The sequence below is a fragment of the Bradyrhizobium sp. dw_78 genome (genome assembly GCF_018449525.1).
Taxonomy (GTDB): Bacteria; Pseudomonadota; Alphaproteobacteria; order Rhizobiales; family Xanthobacteraceae; genus Bradyrhizobium.
In genome coordinates, this window is the sequence record NZ_JAAVUS010000001.1 from 581,220 (window position 1) to 597,562 (window position 16,343).

Here is a 16,343-nt window from a genome sequence, read left to right on the forward strand (position 1 = left end):
GCGACAACACGCACAGTCAGGCCGATCGTCATTCTTGCAAGATGCATACTTCCAGCGCCTTCGTCACCGCTCCAAATTCGAAGCTAGCACAATTCGATCCGGGTCGCGAAACCGTAAATTTTGTGATTTTTCTGCGCGATCGCGGTTATCAACACGACATCGTTACAACGCAGATCGCTACCGCGTGACGAAAACACCGCAGGACAATTTTTATTTCCGCTTTTATTCCCATGGCCGCTTGCTCGACGGACCGTGTAGGGCCGTTACGCTCCTCCGGCAAGTGCGGGGGAAACAAAAGTGAAACAGATCAGGGTAGGAGACATCACCATCGATGCGGTGATCGAGCGGGCGGGGCCGTGGCGGCGGCCGCAGGATTTCTTCCCGGCCTATGACGGGGCCACGTTCAAACGCCATCTGAGCCGGAAGTGTTCGACGCGGCACTGGGAATGATCGTCATCACCTATCAGACCTTCGTGGTTCGCACGCCGCGCTACACCATTCTGGTCGACACCTGCACCGGCGAGGACAAGGGCCATCCGCCGCCGTTCGATTTTCCCGGCAAGGAGCGCTGGCGCAACGAATTGTTGGCGCTGGGCATCGGCTACGACAAGATCGATTACGTCTTCTGCACGCATCTTCACATCGATCATACCGACTGGAACACCGTGCTGCGCGATGGCCGCTGGGTGCCGACCTTCCCGAATGCGAAATACGTCTTTCACAAAGGCGAATATGCTGTGTGGGAAGCCGAGCATGAGCGCGGCGCCGATCCGCCCGGCACGGTGTTTCGCGATAATTGCCTGCCGATCGTGGAAGCGGGGCAGGCGCTTCTGGTCGATGACGATTACGCGCTCGATGACACCATCACCTTGACGCCGACGCCGGGGCACTCGCCCTGCCATTGCTGCATCAATATCTTTTCGCGCGGCCAGCGCGCGGTCGTGACCGGCGATCTCATGCACCACGCGATCCAGTGCCGCGAGCCCGATTGGTCGGCGATGCCGGACTGGGACGCCAAACAGTCCACGGTGTCGCGCCGGAAGTTCTTTGCTTCCGTGGCAGACACCGACGCGCTGATCCTGCCGATCCATTTCCCGACGCCGACGGCGGGCTCGGTCACGGCGGACGGTGATCGATTCAATTATCGCTTCAGGCGGGACTGAAGGCGCTGTGCGATTAAATACGGATAAATAAAAAAGACCGCCGGCGAGGCGGTCTTTTTCGTCGCGATTCGACCCCTTCAGGCAGCCAGGACGGCACTGCCCTTGCGACGACGATAGGCCATCGCGCCGATGCCGAAGAAGCCGAGGATCATCATCGCCCAGGTCGAGGGCTCGGGGACCGCAGCGGTGATGGCAAAGGTGCCGACGCCAAAAGGAACCGGACCTTCTTCGCCGTAATTGTTGCCGGCCGTGACATCGGTGGAGTCCGGAGCATAGAAGCCGAAAATATCGAAATTACCAGCCGAAGTGGCAAAGCCGATACCATTGGGGTCCAAGTCGGATGTGCTGGTATAGGCATTGCGGCCCGTACCGAACTTTGTGCCAATTGGAAACAGCAGATTATCGTTTCCGTTGAGAGTTCCCGTCGGCAGAAGCTCCGTAATGGCATTGCCGCCAATTTCACCGGTGATCGCCGTCACGATATCGCCGGTGGAACCTGTGGTTACCGTGATCGTGCCGCTGCCGGTATCCGTAAATCCGCCCAGGCTGGCGGCCGGTGCGGTCAGCGTCCAGTCGAAGGTCAGGACGTCGGCGTGAGCCGCCGTCGCTGCAACGGAGAAGAAGCAAGCCGCCGCCAAAGCGGAGGTCTTGAAAAATCCAGGGGTAAATTTACGCATCGCGCCCTTCCATTAACGAAATTTAAAACAAGTTATTATGGGCGCGGCTGCATTACAGATATGTGACGATTATGTGTAAAGGGAGCGTAAGGATTTAATTTGGGAGGCGGAATAATGTTTCCCGGAAATATATAAAAATAAATGGCCGAACCGTTTCGATGATTGGCCTGCTCCCATCAATCATTTGAATCGGCCGTGGCCGAATGCTCGCTGGGGCCAGGTGGGAATCAAGCTGCCGAAAAAGAAAAGCCGCCTACGGCGGCCTCTCGATTTGAAAGGGCAGGTTGATCAGGCTGCGCGCAATGCCGTCGTATTCTTGCGGCGATAGGTCATGAAGCCGAGGCCGACAAATCCAAGGATCATCATCGCCCAGGTCGACGGCTCGGGGACGGCGGCGACCAGGGTGAAACTGGCGGTGCCGTTCGAGTTGGTGCCTTCCACCGTGTAGATGTTGCTTGGCATCAGACCTTCGGAAAACTCACTGAAAATATCGACGTCCTTGCCATTCGCAAGCAGGAATCCAAGACCATGATCGTCGACCAGCGTGGCGCCAGTGGGAAAAATCAGGTTGTCTGACCCCAGGAAGTTTGCCAGGCCTTCGATTGCGACGCCACCGACAGATCCCGAAACCGTGTTGACAATCCAGCTGCCATTGGTGGATTCGGTCGCGGTGAGTTCGCCGTTGCCAGAAAGCCCTGCGCCGAATCCATCGAACGGCATCCCCGTGACCGTCCAATCGAACGTTTCCTGAACCGCTGCGCTGGCGGGAGCCATCGTTGCGATGGTTGGCAACGCAACTCCGATGATTAAAGCGGCCGCTCTTACAAATTTCATATCAAACTCCTTCAATCAGACCATAAACGCGTCCCTTCTGGGATCGCCGGGTCCATTGAACGGGCATGACATGTCGGTTGCGTGACTGTGTTCTAAAAAAGGCGTGATGCTGGGCTCGCCAGGACATCCGGCCGCGACGGCTGAGTCATGACATCGATCCGATACGAACATCGGCGCAGGGTCCGGGCGCTGGACGTGGGTGCGATCCGGCGCGCCGGGCTCTTCCGCGTGCCACAGGGGAAGCCGCTGTTCGCTCTTTTCGACGGCATGTCGATCTGACCAGCCTGCTGGCGATTTGCGAAAGGCGCGTACACGCCGGCGAGTTTCGTGGAATGAGCAGGTACCAAAATGAAATTGCCAGCGGCGGCGCTTATAACAATAATACCATATAGAGTGCTGGCGCAGAATGCTGGGTGTTGGCGTAAAGTCTTGGTGCAGGATCCTGGTAGTTCCGGTTGAATCCAGACCGGGGCCTAATAGTTTGTTTTAATGTATTTTCTGACGCGAAACGGTATCCGCTTCGCTCAAAAACGCTATAGTTTGGCAACAGCAACCCAGAGCGATCTCTCGATAGTATCAAGCGATTCATGGCCCGGGATATCACGCGCAAGGAACCCAGCACGGAGGTGGCAACGACATCGACCGCGATCGACTTTGCGCTGGTGTTGTCCCGGATGATCGACGCGGTCAACGGCGATCCGCAGCAACTCCGTACGACCGTCTATGAGCTGGCGCGTCACAAGCTCGATGAACAGGCGGCCAGCGAAGATCCGGAAGAGCAAAGCCGTCTCGCCCACGCCCTGGAAGCTGCCATCCACGGCGTGGAGACGCATTTCGGCGGAATGCAATTGCAGACCTTGGGCCCGCCCACCGGACAAGTGCCGCAATTGGGGGCGCCGGCAGATCCAGCGATGGCGGCCCGGACGGCGGAAGCGCTCGATTCCGCCCGGCTTGACGCTCAATTCGATTTGCCGCGCTGGCAACCGCGAAATCCAGAGCGTCCGGATCCTCGCCGGCTGTGGCATTTCGCGGCCGCCTGGCGTTATCTCGCGGTGCTCGCCATCGTCGCAGCCGCCGGGATTGCCGTTTATCAACGCTCAAGTCTGCTGGCGCTGGTGGGACGCAAGACCGGAGCCGAGTTGTCGCGAGCGGTGTCGAAGCCGGTCAAGGTTACGCCTGAGCAGGTGGCGCCGGCGCAGGCTGAAAGCGCGCCGCTGCCGCCGGATGATCCGCTCATTCCGACCTCGTTCGGCGTGTATGCGGTCAGCAGCGGCAAGCTGTTTCCGTTGGAATTGCTGCCCGGCCGCGCCCCGGATCCGCGTGTCGCGATCTCGGCGGCGATCCCTACGCCGTCCAAAACCGTGCTTCCGGACCCCCATGTCAGATTCGTTGTCTTTCGGCGCGACTCTGCCGTTAACGCGCTCGATCACGCCGAGGTGCGGATCATCGCCAAGGTCGCGCAGGCCATGAGTTTCGATCCGAGCGGCAAGCCTATCATCGCCAAGGGCACGGACAGCTGGGTGATCCGCAACATTTCATCTCCCTATCAGACTGCTCCGATCAAGGGGCATTCCGATATGTACGAGATACTCGGCGACGATGCGGATAAGGCGCTTTCGCCGGGCCGCTACGGGCTGATTCTGAAAAATGAAGTCTATGATTTCACGATCGCGGGCGAGATCACGGACAGCAAGCATTGCCTTGAAAGCATCGCCGCCGTGAACGGCTCATTCTACTCAGAGTGCCGGAAACGTTAGAGCGCCGGAAAAGCATGCCCTCGGGCGACGATCCGATGGGTGAAAGCCGGCTTTTCTGAAAAAGAAGTCTGCGTGGACGATTATTCAATCTCTTCCGGAAACGGGGCCGTCCTTGATGGCGTCTCCGGAAGGAACGATGATCTTTCCGTTTTCGCGATCGTATTTGGCCCGGTCGGCTCTGATCTGTTCGCGGTGTAAATCTTCCTGGACTTTGTCGTTTTCCAGATCGTACTTGGCGCGATCGGCCTTGATTTGTTCACGATGCGAGAGATCGCACGCCGTGCAAGTAGATGGCTCTGCCGCTGCGTCGGTAGCCATCACACCAAGAATAATGGCGAGGAACAGCTTTGAATATCGCTTCATCAGGTCCCATAGCAAGTTTGGGCCTCGAGAAGTCAAATATCTTTGGTCCTATTGTTTTCTTGGTCCTATTGTTTTCTGATGCTCCTGCCTGGCTGAGCCCCCGTACTTGGATAGCGGGGTCTCTATCAGAACTGATAAGGCGCTCGCAGATTACTTCGCGTTTCGCAGCGCAGCCGCGAAGACGGGATCGAGCATCCCGGCGCTGTCTTCCAGGAATTTCTTTCCGATGGCGGAGGCGCGAAAATAGTCCTTGATCAAAGCCTGTCGTTGATCCGGATATTGCGTGAGAACGGCGCGGACGTCGCTGCGCGCGAGCTCGTTCAGATCGGGGTCATTCAAGGCATTGTTCAGCGTTACGCTGTCCAGTCGCGTCGGGATAAGCTCGGCGCGGTTCGGGCCAGTGAGATAGGACATCTTCAGCGATTCAGTGACGAGAGGATCGCCGAGATTGCGGCGCGCCCGGAGCAGCGCCAGCACGAGCCACATCCGCGAGTCATGCGCGCCGAATTCCAGCGCGCTTTTCACGGCATCCTGCGCGGCCTCGCTGTCTGGCGCCTGTTCGCCGGCTTCGGATTGCAGCGCCTGCGCGGCAAGCGCGATGGCGTAATCGGCTTTCAGGTCTGTCCGGAACGGCGCGATCATCGACACCAGTCTTGCCGAAGCAACCAGTTGCGGAGTGGGGGCCTTGCCGCCTCTCGAAGGCAGCGGCGAAGGCGCGGGCCGCAGGAATTCGGCAATCAGGCTTGAGACCGACACGGCTCCGACCAGCACTACAATGAGGATGGCAAGAAGCCGGAACTTCCAGATGGGTTTCATCGCGGTCCTGTTTCGCTTGGCAGCGCAAGGTCTATAGCTGCAAGCTTCATAGCTACAAGTTCCATAGCTGGAAGCGTCTCCGGCGGCTCAGAGCGCCAGCATGCTGCTTCCCTGAATCGTCAATAACGTCAAATTCCCGGTCGCATAAGCGCCGGTATCGATATTGGCCCGGTTAGGGCGGATGTCGGGTTCGCGGACCGGGGTGTGTCCGTGGACAACGAATTTGCCGAAGTTCTCGTTGCTGTCGAGAAATTCATCCCGGATCCACAGCAGGTCGTGCTCCCGCTGCTCCTTGAGCGGAATGCCCGGCCGCACGCCGGCATGGACGAAGAAAAAATCGCCGCACGTGAACGAGGGCTTGAGGTTTTGGAGAAATCTCAGGTGATCGCGCGGCATGGCCTCCTTGAGGGCTCTGATCAGCGTGGCTTGCTCGGCCGCACCCGGATTGAGCGAGGGTTGGAGGCCATAGGACATCAAGGTCTGCAACCCCCCGATCTGTCGCCACTCCTCAAGCTTCGTGGGCTCGCGCAGCACGTCGAGGCAATACGCTTCATGATTGCCCTTGAGGCACACGGTCTCACGGGACTGGCTTCGCTCGATGAGAAGCTCGATGGTCTCGCTGGAATAAGGCCCACGGTCGATATAGTCGCCGAGATAAATCTCGATCGGGCGGTCCACTGGACTGCGCGAGACGTCGGCGTCGATCACGGTGAACATTTTCTTCAACAGGTCGGCGCGGCCGTGGATGTCGCCGAAGGCATAGACCCGAACGCCGTCCGGCAGTTGCGGCGGTTCGACAATCCGGCGCGATCGCAAAAAACCCAGCATAGGAAGCAAAATTCCCGATTTGACGTGCCGGCCCCCGACTGTCATGCCACGGACGTTCAGTAAAATAGTTAACAATTTCTCGATGGAGCCATTCACGTTTGAGTCAAACGCTCCGGCGTATTCGAGCGATATCTCAAAATTTCTCCCCTAGGTTTCCAAGCTGCAAAGGGGAGCAAAGAAAATGCGTACCATTTCCAAGTGGCTTGTTGCAATCGCCGCAACCACGGCCCTGGCCGGATCCCAGAACGCGCAGGCGGGTTTCGTCGGGATGACGCGCGCGCTCGGTCCGATGGTGAAGCGGATTTCGTTCAGCAACTATACCTTGCCGCCGATGGCCTTCACGCAGTTCTGCCTGCGCTATGCGGAGCAGTGCAAGCCCGACCGGGTGGTGTTTCGCGGCGGTCCGGTCCGTCTGACCAGCGAGCGCTATGGAGATTTGAAGGACGTCAATGAAGCGGTCAATTCGTCTATCGCTCCGGAGCGCAACACCGAGGGGCTGGCGGGTGAGAAGTGGCTGATCAATCCTTCCCGCGGCGACTGCAATGATTACGCGGTAAGCAAGCGTTCCGAACTGCTGGCGCGAGGCTGGCCGACGCGGGCGCTTCTGCTCAGTGAAGTCGTCACCGCCTGGGGCGAGCACCATCTGGTGCTGGTCGTTCGCACCTCGACCGGCGATCTCGTGCTCGACAATCTGACGGGCCAGATCCGTCCGTGGTCGCGGACCGGCTATCAATGGCTTCGTATCCAGACGCCGAAAAATCCGAACTATTGGGCTTCGCTCGGCAACCGCAACGTCTGATTTGGGTTAATGCGGGCCTTCTGGGGCCGGAGGATGCTTTAGCTGCTGTTGCCGTGGCTGACGCTCTGCGCCAGCCCGAGCCCGATCGCGGCGTCGCCGAGCACGTTGATGCCGGAATGCAGCAGGCTGGCGTCGCAAAAGGCCTGGCCGAGAATGATGACGGCGCAGGCCGCGGCGGCTGCCGGATAAAAGGAGTCCCGTCCACGGCTCAGGGCGCCGCGGTAGAGGGCGAAGATTACTCCGATCGATAGCGCGAACACGAACAGCGTCATCGGCCAGCCAAGCTCGATCGCGAACGCCGCGGCGGTCGAGGGGGCGCTCATCGCCGAACTGCCAGTCTCTCCGTAAACGGGCAAGAGCTGCGCGTAGGTTCCTGCTCCCGTGCCCGGCCAGTTCGTGTCGGCCAGGATGCGCCGCGCCACTGAAATCGCGTCAGGAGATGCGGCGGTCGCAAACCGCAGAAATGGCGAGAGCGCGCTTCCGGAGGAATTGTAGCGCCAGACGACAATCATCGCTGCCGCGATGACCAGAGTCGCAGCGAATACGGCGGTAGCCCAGCCGGCGAGGGCAAAGCGGCGTATAATCTGCACGGAAATGAAGGCGACGACACCGAAAGCGGCGACCATGCCGACATTGAAGGTTGCGCTGACGGCAAGGCCCGCCATGCAAACCAGCAGGCTGATGCCGGCGAGCAATAGAGCCATGCCGGTATGTTGTTTTGGCCTTGAAGGTTCTGCCCGCCTGCTTTCAGCGCGTTCGACGGCGCGGATGCCGCACGCAGCCGATAATATGATCCCGAGTGAGGCTACGGCGGCGAGAATGTCATTGGTCTCCCCGGCCGCCAGTCCCGCGACCGGCCCCCATCTTGCGATCAGCAGTGCGATGGCGGTTAATGTCGTGATCGCGGCGAGGGCAAACAGCGCAAGCTCTGCCCGCCGTCGATCCTTGAACGCAAACACACCGGCGACGATGAGCGCGACATTGGCGATGTAAAAGACCGATGCCTCGATGGTCCGGCCAAGGTCGATACTGATATGTCCGAAAGACCGCTGGTTAAGCGCTTCGTCGGCATTGACCCAGATCGAATGGGATATCCCCGAGAACGGCATCGGCAGAATCTGGATGAGCATCCAGATCGCCGGCACGGCTGCGACCAGCTTGAGCCGCCGCGTAATCTGGGCGGCAAGATTGATGTCCGCCGCACGGGCGGCAGCCGCGACGAAAGCAAGCGTAATGGCGGCGAGAGCTTCGATGAGGAATTGCGCCACGGGACCGTCGAACATGACGAGGGCAGGTACGACGGCAATGGAGACAAGCAGAAGGTTGAAACCGATCGGCAAGCGGTTGTCCAATTCTCGAAATAATGGCTTTGACGATACATGATAAAATACGCCTTGCAACGCGCGCGAAAACCCCAAGGCACAGCTCAAAGCGCGCGCCGGTTCAAGCAAGAACGACCTGATTTCGAGTGATCTGATTTCTAATTAAAGCTACGAAGGGGAATCAGTTTCGCACGATGGTCGAACGCAACGACCGGCGCGCCGGAACGCGCGCCGCCGTCATGGATGCCTGTGCGAACAATCCGCCCAGATATCCGATCTGCAGTGAAACGGCGTAGACGACCTCTGCTGCGATCGCCGACGACACGGCCGAGCCCCTGATCGCGGCAATTATCGCCACGGTCACAAAGCCGATCATCGCAGCCGAAAACAGCACTTGGACCCTGAAGCGGGTACCCAGTACGGCGCCGACCAATGAGCTGCAAAGTGCAATCATGACCATCAGGAGTGTTCCTTCCCGTGGATGATTCGGCGGCGGACGCTAAGATTCAGTTAAGCCGTCGCAGCTTGGCTCCCCGGTGGGGAAATTGGCTCCTGTTTTTGGGGATTTGGGGTCTTTTAAGGCTATCCCGACGGACATCTGGCTGAAAGTTCCGCCATCGCCGGAGCAAGCCCATCCAGTGGGATCACGCCATGAATCTCGCCTTCCGGGTCCTTGATTACGACATCGAGTTCCCGGAGTTCCCGCCATGGCTCGGTTGTAAATATCGCCGGTTCAACCGGCAGAACCAGGCCGGTGCCGAGAGACGAGACCTCGGCGTGGAGTACCGGCCGCGTCGATCCTAGGTTAATCACGACGTCTCTTGGCGCCCGGGGCGGAAACGGGCGCACCAGCGCCAGCAGGACCTCAAAGCCGGGCTTTTCCTGGCAGCGGATCATCAGCCCGGCCAGATCGGGGTCGGATCGTGCGGTGTCGGCCGTTCTCATGATCGAGACAGCCTCGCGGCCTCCGCCGGGATGAGGCGTCACGACGAGTGGCCACCGATCCTGGGAACTCTGGGCAGGGATGGCGGCGGAATCGGCCGAGGGCAGCAGTTTCTTTAAACAATTCAGCCGCGTCTGATCATCGGCGATGACCTTGCATTTCGCGAAGCCTTCGGAAATATCGGTCTGCTGCTGGGCGGACGCATTCGGTATTCCAGAAAGAAGGTATCCTGATAAAATCAGAGCAATCAGCGGGATCGCTCCGAATCGGAAACAGGCCATTCGCCACCCAGAGAGCTTGGTTGATAGGCACGCTTTGGTTGATGGGTTGTAAATATGCCACATGATTGCTGCCAAGTCGAAGCCGTGGCGATACCCCTAGTCAATTGAAAGATCTGACATTCTACGGTTGTCACGGTATGCTCCGTCAACCCGCTGAAAGCTCCGGCAGCGAGGCCATTTTGTGGCATTTTTAGCGCAGCTGTCCCAATAAATTCGCCAGGAAGGCTCAAATAGCCGGTGCTGCGCTTGTTTGGATGTTCCCGTTCCAATAATCCTTCAGGGAGGGTGGGATCAGACCATTATGTTTCAAAATATTTCCAGAGTGGTTTTTATTACGGCAGGGGTCATTCTTTTGGGCGGTTGCGCCCTGGTGCCGGCGTCCGGCCCTGCCAGTTACGATGTCGATTCACAGCACACGCACACGCTTCCTTATGCGTTGGTCAAACTGACGCCGGAGACGGTCTCCGTCCTCGGTCATTATGAGCCGCGCGGGCTGGCAGGTGCCTTCCCCGACAAGGAAGTGCGGCCGGCCAATCTCGTGTTCGGCATCGGCGACGTCGTCAGCGTCACGATCTTCGAAGCCGCTGCGGGTGGTTTGTTCATTCCGACCGAGGCCGGCGTTCGCCCGGGCAACTTCGTCACGATCCCGGATCAGACCGTGGACAATGACGGCAATATCAGCGTGCCCTATGCCGGCCTTGTGAAGGCCGGCGGGCGGACCAACGGCGAGATCCAGAACGACATCGTCAACCGGATCAAGAATCGCGCGATCGAGCCGCAGGTGGTCGTGTCGCTTTCGCAGCAGCGGACCTCGCTGGTCAGCGTCTTCGGCGAAGTCAATACACCGGCGCGCTATCCTGCCGCGGCGTCTGGCGCGCTGGACCGCATCACCGACGCCATCACGCGTGCCGGCGGCATCAAGGGCCAGGGTTACGAGACCTGGGTGATGTTGCAGCGTGGTACGCGCCGCGCCACTGTACCGTTCGCCAACCTCGTCTACGAACCCGCGAACAATATCTATGTGCAGCCGGGTGACCGGATTTATGTCTACCGCGAGCAGCAGAAGTTCCTGGCGTTCGGCGCCTCCGGCCAGCAGGGCGAGTTCAACTTCGACGCATGGCGCGTCAACCTGGCGGAAGCGGTCGGAAAAGCCGGCGGCCTCGTCGATGTGCAGGCCGATCCGGCCTCCGTCTATCTTTATCGCCTTGAGCCCCGCGAGGTCGCGCAGCAACTCGGCGTCGGCGTCGAGAAGTTCACCGGCGAATTGATCCCGGTGATTTTCACCATAAGCTTCCGGGATCCGGGCGGTTACTTCCTGGCGACGAACGTCCAGATGCGGAACCAGGACGTGCTGTTCATCGCGAATTCGCCCTCTGTCGACGTGACCAAGTTCCTGAACTACCTGAACGTCATGATGGCGACCGCGAACAACGGCATCGTGCTCGGAACCAACGGCATCGTGCTCTACAACTCGATCAAGGCACTGTCGGGGACCGGGACGTCGTCCACGACCGTGGTGACATCGGGGACGGTTACGACCGGTACGCCCTGAGCCTTTACGAGGTCGACGTCCCCGCTTGACGTCGGCCTCGCTCAATGTTGACTCGGTGTGAATTTGCCGGGATTAGCGGCAAGTTCGTTGCCGTTGATCCTGGTGTCACTTCAGGACGACGCGGCGGCTAATTCCCGGCGGCACCTATTTGCGTGAACGCCTCAGGACGTCATCCTCATTGCAAATGACTGAAATCCCGGGGGACTCGCGCCGCAGCAGACGTAGCCTTTCCAGCAGGATTTCCGCCGGCATCCTTTACGTCGCGCTGGCGGGGCCGCCTCTGCTGTTCGGATCGCGAGAGCCCATTTTCGTCGCCGCATGGTGCGTTATCCTGGGTGCAGGCTTGGCTTTTGCACCCACCCGGCGACTGCTTGCGGGGCATCTTCTGGTGCTGGCGGTCCTTGCCTTCGTGGCCCTGTGCTTTGGCCTGGTTCTCCACGAGCAATTATCTGCTCACCCCTGGGTCGCGTCCTTCAACCCGATCTGGGCCAGGGCTTCGGAAGTGCTCGGGCGGCAGCTTGCGCCATCGGTATCCATTGTCAGGGACGAGCCGCTCTTCGCGCTCGGACCTTCGCTGGCGAACACGCTTGCGCTCGTCCTTGGTCTGCTGGTCGGTGTCGATGCGGATCGCGCCCGGCGGGCGGTTCGCGTCTTGGCGTGGGCGGGCGTTGGCTATGCCGTCTACGGCATTCTTGCGCTCGAGTTCGATCCCAACGAAATTTTGTGGCGCGAGAAGACGGCGTATTTTGGAAACCTGACCTCGACATTCATCAATCGCAATACCGCCGCTGCCTATTTCGGCTCATGCTCGACGGTGTGGCTGGTGCTGCTGCTTTCGGCGGTAAGGGGAAGCCTGCCGCGTGGCCCGATCGAGTGGAAAAAAGTACCGGGCCATCTTTTGACCAACACCCGGAAGCGGGTGATCGTTCGATTCGTGATGCTGTTCGTCTGTCTGTCGGCGATGTTCATGACCAGTTCGCGCGGCGGAACCCTGGTCTCGTTGATGGTCATGGTTTTGACCTTCCTGATTTACTTTGGCCGTGACCTTCCGCGCGGGAAGGGGCTGGTCGTCGCGGCGATGGGCTGCATCCTGACCAGTTTGCTCGTGCTGCAAATTCTCGGCAGCAATATTGGCGATCGCATCGATCTGGAGGGTCTCAGCGATGTGGGCCGGCTGGCTGCCTATCGCTCGACGCTTGGGATCATCGCCGACAATCCCTGGTTTGGAACCGGATTGGGGACGTTTGCTGCGGCGTTTCCCGCCTATCGCAGCAACGCCTTCTACATGGGGGGCGTATGGGACATCGCGCATAATACGCCGCTGGAGTTGGCATCCGAAATGGGGATTCCACTCGCGGTCGTCGTCGCGGGCGCTTGGATCGCGGCCCTGGTCCTGTTGTTCCTGGGATTGCGCGGCCGGCGGCGTAGCATGGTTGCGCCGCTGGCGGCTCTCGCCGTTTCGCTCATCGCGCTGCTGCACTCACTGGTTGATTTCTCGCTGCAGATTGCCGGCTATTCAATTGTTGTGTTTGCGCTTCTCGGTCTAGGGCTTTCGCAAGCCGTTCGCGGCACAGTAGACGAGATGTCGTCAACCTGAAGCAAAAAACAGAGTATCATCAAGGCCGTTAGCGTTAATTCGACGTGACCGGCCGGGCAGGCTGGAACATTCGAGAGAAAGGTAGAATTATCCATATAAATCAATGGATTGTTCGTGGAATCGATTTGCGCAGCTTAGGCTTTTTTATTCCGCTTGCGTCCGTTATACTTAGCCAAGATTTAACAAGACGATCTGAGCAGTATTTTACCAACCTGTTGGGTAGCCCAAGGAGATTTCAGATGATCGTTCGGTTTGCGGCACGTCTGTTGCTGAGTGTCGCTTTGATTGTGCCGGCAGGATTTGCGAATGCCCAGACAGCGCAGCAAGGCCCAAGTCAGCCCAGCCTCGCCCAATCTCCCGGCGAGTTGACGAAGAATGTTCGCGACGAACTCACCTCCGACAAGACGTTCTTGGATTCCATCATCGCTCTCTTGAAAGCAGGCGAGCCCGACCAGCAAACCGCAATTGCGCAGGGGTTGGCACAGGCCGCGAAGACCTATGCAGCCAACAATGATCCTGCCTTCGCCAACCAGATTCAACAGGCGGTCGCAGCCACCGGACTGACTGAGATCATCAAGGCTTATGCCTCCATCGCGGGCGACACCGGAACGGCGTCGACGGGAGGTGGCGGCGGTACCGGCGGCGGTGGTCCGAATACGGCCGGTGCGCCTACTGGCGGCGCAAACAATGGCGGCTTCAACGGCGGCAGCAATTTTGCCGCGAATGGGACGCCCAACCTGTTGACCGGCGGGTCACTGGGCGGGGCGAGTTTCTCTTCGTTCACGCCGACGACGTTCACGCCGACTTCGGTAAGCCCCCAATAGGGCGTCCTGCCGAAATCCGGGAATTGTTGCGCTTGCCGCCGGTGCGGTGGAGCCGAGAGCAATGTGGTTCGATGTCCACGGTAGTTGGCTGCGGTCGTTAGCCGTGGCGCCGGACGGTCGAGGGTAATTGTATGGACGTGCCTTTAAATTTCAACAGGCAGGGCGGCTCCCGTTTCAAGCGGGAAACATCCGAAGACTCGTTTGCGATTTCCGAAACCTTTGAGCAGCTTTCGGGATTTATTCGCCGTCAATTTCCGATATTCGTTTTTATTACTTCCTGCTGCCTCGCCCTTGGTCTGGTCTATCTGCTCACGACGCCTCCGACCTTCACGTCGCATGCGATGCTGTTGATCGATTCGAGCAAGCTTCGCGTGCTGCAGCCGCAGGACGCGCCGGTTAGCGACATTCCGATCGATACGGCGCAGGTCGAAACCCAGGTCGAAATCCTGAAATCCGAGAATATCGGATTGTCGGTCGTGAAAGACCTGAAGCTTACGGAAGACCGCGAATTCATCGGCTCGGGATCTGGCCTGCTTGGCTGGATAACCGGCCTTTTTTCCTCACCCAAGGTGCAGTCTGAAACAAAACTGGACCGTGCCGCGCTGGCTGCGTTTCTGGCGAAGCGTAGCGTCACGCGCGTCGCGCGGACCTATGTTCTCGATATCGGCTTCACGTCGTTCAATCCGGCGCGTGCCGCCGAAATCGCCAACGCCGTCGCGGACGCCTACATCGTCGATCAGTTGCAGTCCAAATATCAGGCCACGCGGCGGGCGAGCGCCTGGCTGCAGGACCGCATCAAGGAACTCCGCCAACAGGCTTCCGACGCGGACCGGGCGGTGCTGAACTACAAGGAAAAGAACAACATCGTTTCTGTCGGCGGCACCAACGATAATCCCAAATTGCTGGGCGAGCAGCAGATCGTGGAGCTGAACACCCAGTTGGGTCAGGCGCGTGCCCAGGCGGAGGAAGCCAAGGCTCGCCTGGAGCGCATCACTGAAGTGATGAAGGCAGATCTGCCGGACGCCACCGTAACGGACACCCTTCACAGCGAAGTCATCAACAGGCTGAGAAATCAGTACCTCGATCTGGCCGGAAAAGAGGCCATCTGGTCCGTGAGATATGGTGTGAACCATCTCGCGACCGTCAATCTGCGCACCCAGATGGACGAGTTGCGCCGCTCCATCAATGACGAACTGGGACGTATCGCGCAGGGTTACAAGAGCGATTATGAAATTGCGAAAACGCGCGTCGAAGGCCTCGAACATAATCTCGAAGGCTTGGTCGCCAATTCGCAAGTCATCAATCGTGACCGGTTGGGCCTGCGCGACCTCGAAAGCACGGCTCAGGTCTACCAGAAGCTTTATGACAGCTTCCTGCAGCGATATATGGAAGCGATCCAGCAGCAGTCGTTTCCGATCACCGAAGCCCGTGTGATCAGTGCGGCGGCGCCGCCCGACCACAAAAGCGGTCCGAGAACCTTGCCTGCGCTGGCGATCGCCGGCTTCATCGGATTGCTGCTCAGCTTTGCCGCCGCGGTTTTGCGTGAGGCCATCGACCAAGTATTCCGAACCGCCCGCCAAGTGGAAACCGCGCTTCAGGTCAATTGTCTTGCCGTGCTGCCCCGGCTGGGCCCCGCGACAGGTTCCACTTGGCTTGGCCGCGGTCCAGCGGCATGGCTTGGCAACGGTCCATCGGCGGTCCCTGAGCCGAACCCGGTTGCGGCAAGATCGGACCGGGACATGGACAATGCCGGCCTATCCAAGGTTTCCGACCTCATCACCTCGGTGCTGAGCCGGGAGGCGACGAAAGCGGCCAGTATTGCCCCGCGCGACCTTGCGGGGGGCAGCAAGAAGCTGGATTTCGAGAACAGGCCGTTCCTGCGCCAGGTGGTGGACGAGCCGCTCTCCGGGTTCGCGGAGGCCTTCCGTTCGATCAAGATCGCCGCAGATATCGACGGATCGAGCCGGAACCACAAGGTGATCGGGATAACCTCCACGGTTCCGGGAGAGGGCAAGTCGACCGTCGCGGCAAATCTGGCGGAGCTGATCGCGCATTCCGGAAAGCGCGTCATCCTGCTGGACGGAGATTTGAGAAATCCGACCCTGACACGCGCGCTGACGCCGGATTCGAAAGCCGGCCTGCTGGAGGTGCTCAATAACCAGATCTCGCTCGGTGACGCGATCTGCACCGACGACGAGACCGGCCTCGGCTTTGTTCCGGCGTTGGTGAAATCACGCCTTGTCCATACCAACGAGGTTCTGGCGTCGGAAGCGCTCAAGAGCCTGATCGACAGGCTGCGCAGTACCTATGATTACATCATCGTCGACCTGCCGCCGCTTGCGCCAGTCGTCGACGTTCGCGCTGCCACCAAGATCGTCGATTCCTATATCTACGTGATCGAGTGGGGACAGACGCGCAAGAACTTCGTGCAGCAACAGCTGTTGGCGGCTCCGGAGCTCCATCATCTCCTGCTCGGCGTCGTGCTGAACAAGGCCGATATTCGCGTGATGGGACGTTACGAAGAATATTACGGCGGCTATTACGACAAAAGATATTACGGCCGCTATGGCTATTCGGGATGAGATCG

The 16,343-nt window shown here is 59.3% G+C and carries 14 protein-coding genes and 1 pseudogene; 7 read left to right on the plus strand and 8 right to left on the minus strand.

Annotated elements, in window-relative coordinates; translation table 11 throughout:
• Positions 1 to 297: 297 nt before the first annotated feature.
• Positions 298 to 1,163, plus strand: a pseudogene (locus HB630_RS02625) (MBL fold metallo-hydrolase).
• 77 nt (positions 1,164 to 1,240) lie between these two features.
• Here HB630_RS02625 and HB630_RS02630 read toward each other — a convergent pair.
• Together HB630_RS02630 and HB630_RS02635 are read right to left on the minus strand one after the other, a co-directional pair.
• Complete coding sequence (locus HB630_RS02630) at positions 1,241 to 1,840, minus strand: PEPxxWA-CTERM sorting domain-containing protein (protein ID WP_213769866.1); 600 nt, start codon at positions 1,838 to 1,840, stop codon at positions 1,241 to 1,243.
• Positions 1,841 to 2,128: 288 nt separating this feature from the next.
• Entirely contained in the window at positions 2,129 to 2,689 is a 561-nt protein-coding gene (locus tag HB630_RS02635; RefSeq protein WP_213769867.1) for a PEPxxWA-CTERM sorting domain-containing protein, read from the minus strand.
• 611 nt (positions 2,690 to 3,300) lie between these two features.
• On the opposite strand from HB630_RS02635, the gene HB630_RS02640 reads away from it, so the two are divergent.
• Positions 3,301 to 4,431 carry a hypothetical protein gene (locus tag HB630_RS02640; RefSeq protein WP_213769868.1) on the plus strand — a complete coding sequence of 377 codons (1,131 nt, stop codon included), beginning with the start codon at positions 3,301 to 3,303 and terminating at the stop codon, positions 4,429 to 4,431.
• 84 nt (positions 4,432 to 4,515) lie between these two features.
• Here HB630_RS02640 and HB630_RS02645 read toward each other — a convergent pair whose 3' ends face one another.
• From HB630_RS02645 to HB630_RS02655, 3 genes are all read right to left on the minus strand, one after another.
• Complete coding sequence (locus HB630_RS02645) at positions 4,516 to 4,794, minus strand: hypothetical protein (RefSeq protein WP_213769870.1); 279 nt, start codon at positions 4,792 to 4,794, stop codon at positions 4,516 to 4,518.
• A 150-nt stretch (positions 4,795 to 4,944) separates the two neighbouring features.
• A complete protein-coding gene (locus tag HB630_RS02650; protein WP_213769872.1) occupies positions 4,945 to 5,610 on the minus strand; it encodes a hypothetical protein in 666 nt (221 codons plus the stop codon).
• Between the two features lie 87 nt (positions 5,611 to 5,697).
• Positions 5,698 to 6,438 carry a metallophosphoesterase family protein gene (locus HB630_RS02655; RefSeq protein ID WP_213770697.1) on the minus strand — a complete coding sequence of 247 codons (741 nt, stop codon included), beginning with the start codon at positions 6,436 to 6,438 and terminating at the stop codon, positions 5,698 to 5,700.
• 181 nt (positions 6,439 to 6,619) lie between these two features.
• Between HB630_RS02655 and HB630_RS02660 the strand changes: the two genes are divergently transcribed.
• Positions 6,620 to 7,237 carry a transglutaminase-like cysteine peptidase gene (locus HB630_RS02660; RefSeq protein WP_213769873.1) on the plus strand — a complete coding sequence of 206 codons (618 nt, stop codon included), beginning with the start codon at positions 6,620 to 6,622 and terminating at the stop codon, positions 7,235 to 7,237.
• A gap of 38 nt (positions 7,238 to 7,275) precedes the next feature.
• Here HB630_RS02660 and HB630_RS02665 read toward each other — a convergent pair whose 3' ends face one another.
• The 3 genes from HB630_RS02665 to HB630_RS02675 form a co-directional block, all read right to left on the minus strand.
• The gene (locus tag HB630_RS02665) at positions 7,276 to 8,577 is read right to left on the minus strand and encodes a hypothetical protein (protein ID WP_213769874.1); all 1,302 of its coding nucleotides are present in this window, start codon (positions 8,575 to 8,577) and stop codon (positions 7,276 to 7,278) included.
• Between the two features lie 163 nt (positions 8,578 to 8,740).
• Positions 8,741 to 9,019: a hypothetical protein gene (locus HB630_RS02670; protein ID WP_213769875.1), complete on the minus strand. Its 279-nt coding sequence runs from the start codon at positions 9,017 to 9,019 to the stop codon at positions 8,741 to 8,743.
• Positions 9,020 to 9,141: 122 nt separating this feature from the next.
• Entirely contained in the window at positions 9,142 to 9,846 is a 705-nt protein-coding gene (locus HB630_RS02675; RefSeq protein ID WP_213769876.1) for a hypothetical protein, read from the minus strand.
• A 238-nt stretch (positions 9,847 to 10,084) separates the two neighbouring features.
• On the opposite strand from HB630_RS02675, the gene HB630_RS02680 reads away from it, so the two are divergent.
• The 4 genes from HB630_RS02680 to HB630_RS02695 all read left to right on the plus strand — a co-directional run bounded on the left by HB630_RS02680 (position 10,085) and on the right by HB630_RS02695 (position 16,338).
• Positions 10,085 to 11,335, plus strand: a complete 1,251-nt coding sequence (locus tag HB630_RS02680; protein WP_213769877.1) for a polysaccharide biosynthesis/export family protein — start codon at positions 10,085 to 10,087, stop codon at positions 11,333 to 11,335.
• A gap of 343 nt (positions 11,336 to 11,678) precedes the next feature.
• A complete protein-coding gene (locus HB630_RS02685; protein ID WP_213769878.1) occupies positions 11,679 to 12,932 on the plus strand; it encodes an O-antigen ligase family protein in 1,254 nt (417 codons plus the stop codon).
• Between the two features lie 239 nt (positions 12,933 to 13,171).
• A complete protein-coding gene (locus tag HB630_RS02690) occupies positions 13,172 to 13,756 on the plus strand; it encodes a hypothetical protein (RefSeq protein ID WP_213769880.1) in 585 nt (194 codons plus the stop codon).
• Between the two features lie 131 nt (positions 13,757 to 13,887).
• Positions 13,888 to 16,338 carry a polysaccharide biosynthesis tyrosine autokinase gene (locus HB630_RS02695; RefSeq protein ID WP_213769882.1) on the plus strand — a complete coding sequence of 817 codons (2,451 nt, stop codon included), beginning with the start codon at positions 13,888 to 13,890 and terminating at the stop codon, positions 16,336 to 16,338.
• The last annotated feature ends 5 nt before the right edge of the window (positions 16,339 to 16,343 follow it).

Bases quoted from the DNA above. Each gene is read 5' to 3' on its own strand.
- HB630_RS02630 (WP_213769866.1), bottom strand. From the start codon at position 1,840: ATGCGTAAATTTACCCCTGGATTTTTCAAGACCTCCGCTTTGGCGGCG.
- HB630_RS02660 (WP_213769873.1), top strand. From the start codon at position 6,620: ATGCGTACCATTTCCAAGTGGCTTGTTGCAATCGCCGCAACCACGGCC.
- HB630_RS02670 (WP_213769875.1), bottom strand. From the start codon at position 9,019: ATGGTCATGATTGCACTTTGCAGCTCATTGGTCGGCGCCGTACTGGGT.
- HB630_RS02675 (WP_213769876.1), bottom strand. From the start codon at position 9,846: ATGTGGCATATTTACAACCCATCAACCAAAGCGTGCCTATCAACCAAG.
- HB630_RS02695 (WP_213769882.1), top strand. From the start codon at position 13,888: ATGGACGTGCCTTTAAATTTCAACAGGCAGGGCGGCTCCCGTTTCAAG.
- HB630_RS02690 (WP_213769880.1), top strand. From the start codon at position 13,172: ATGATCGTTCGGTTTGCGGCACGTCTGTTGCTGAGTGTCGCTTTGATT.
- HB630_RS02645 (WP_213769870.1), bottom strand. From the start codon at position 4,794: ATGAAGCGATATTCAAAGCTGTTCCTCGCCATTATTCTTGGTGTGATG.
- HB630_RS02650 (WP_213769872.1), bottom strand. From the start codon at position 5,610: ATGAAACCCATCTGGAAGTTCCGGCTTCTTGCCATCCTCATTGTAGTG.
- HB630_RS02680 (WP_213769877.1), top strand. From the start codon at position 10,085: ATGTTTCAAAATATTTCCAGAGTGGTTTTTATTACGGCAGGGGTCATT.
- HB630_RS02655 (WP_213770697.1), bottom strand. From the start codon at position 6,438: ATGCTGGGTTTTTTGCGATCGCGCCGGATTGTCGAACCGCCGCAACTG.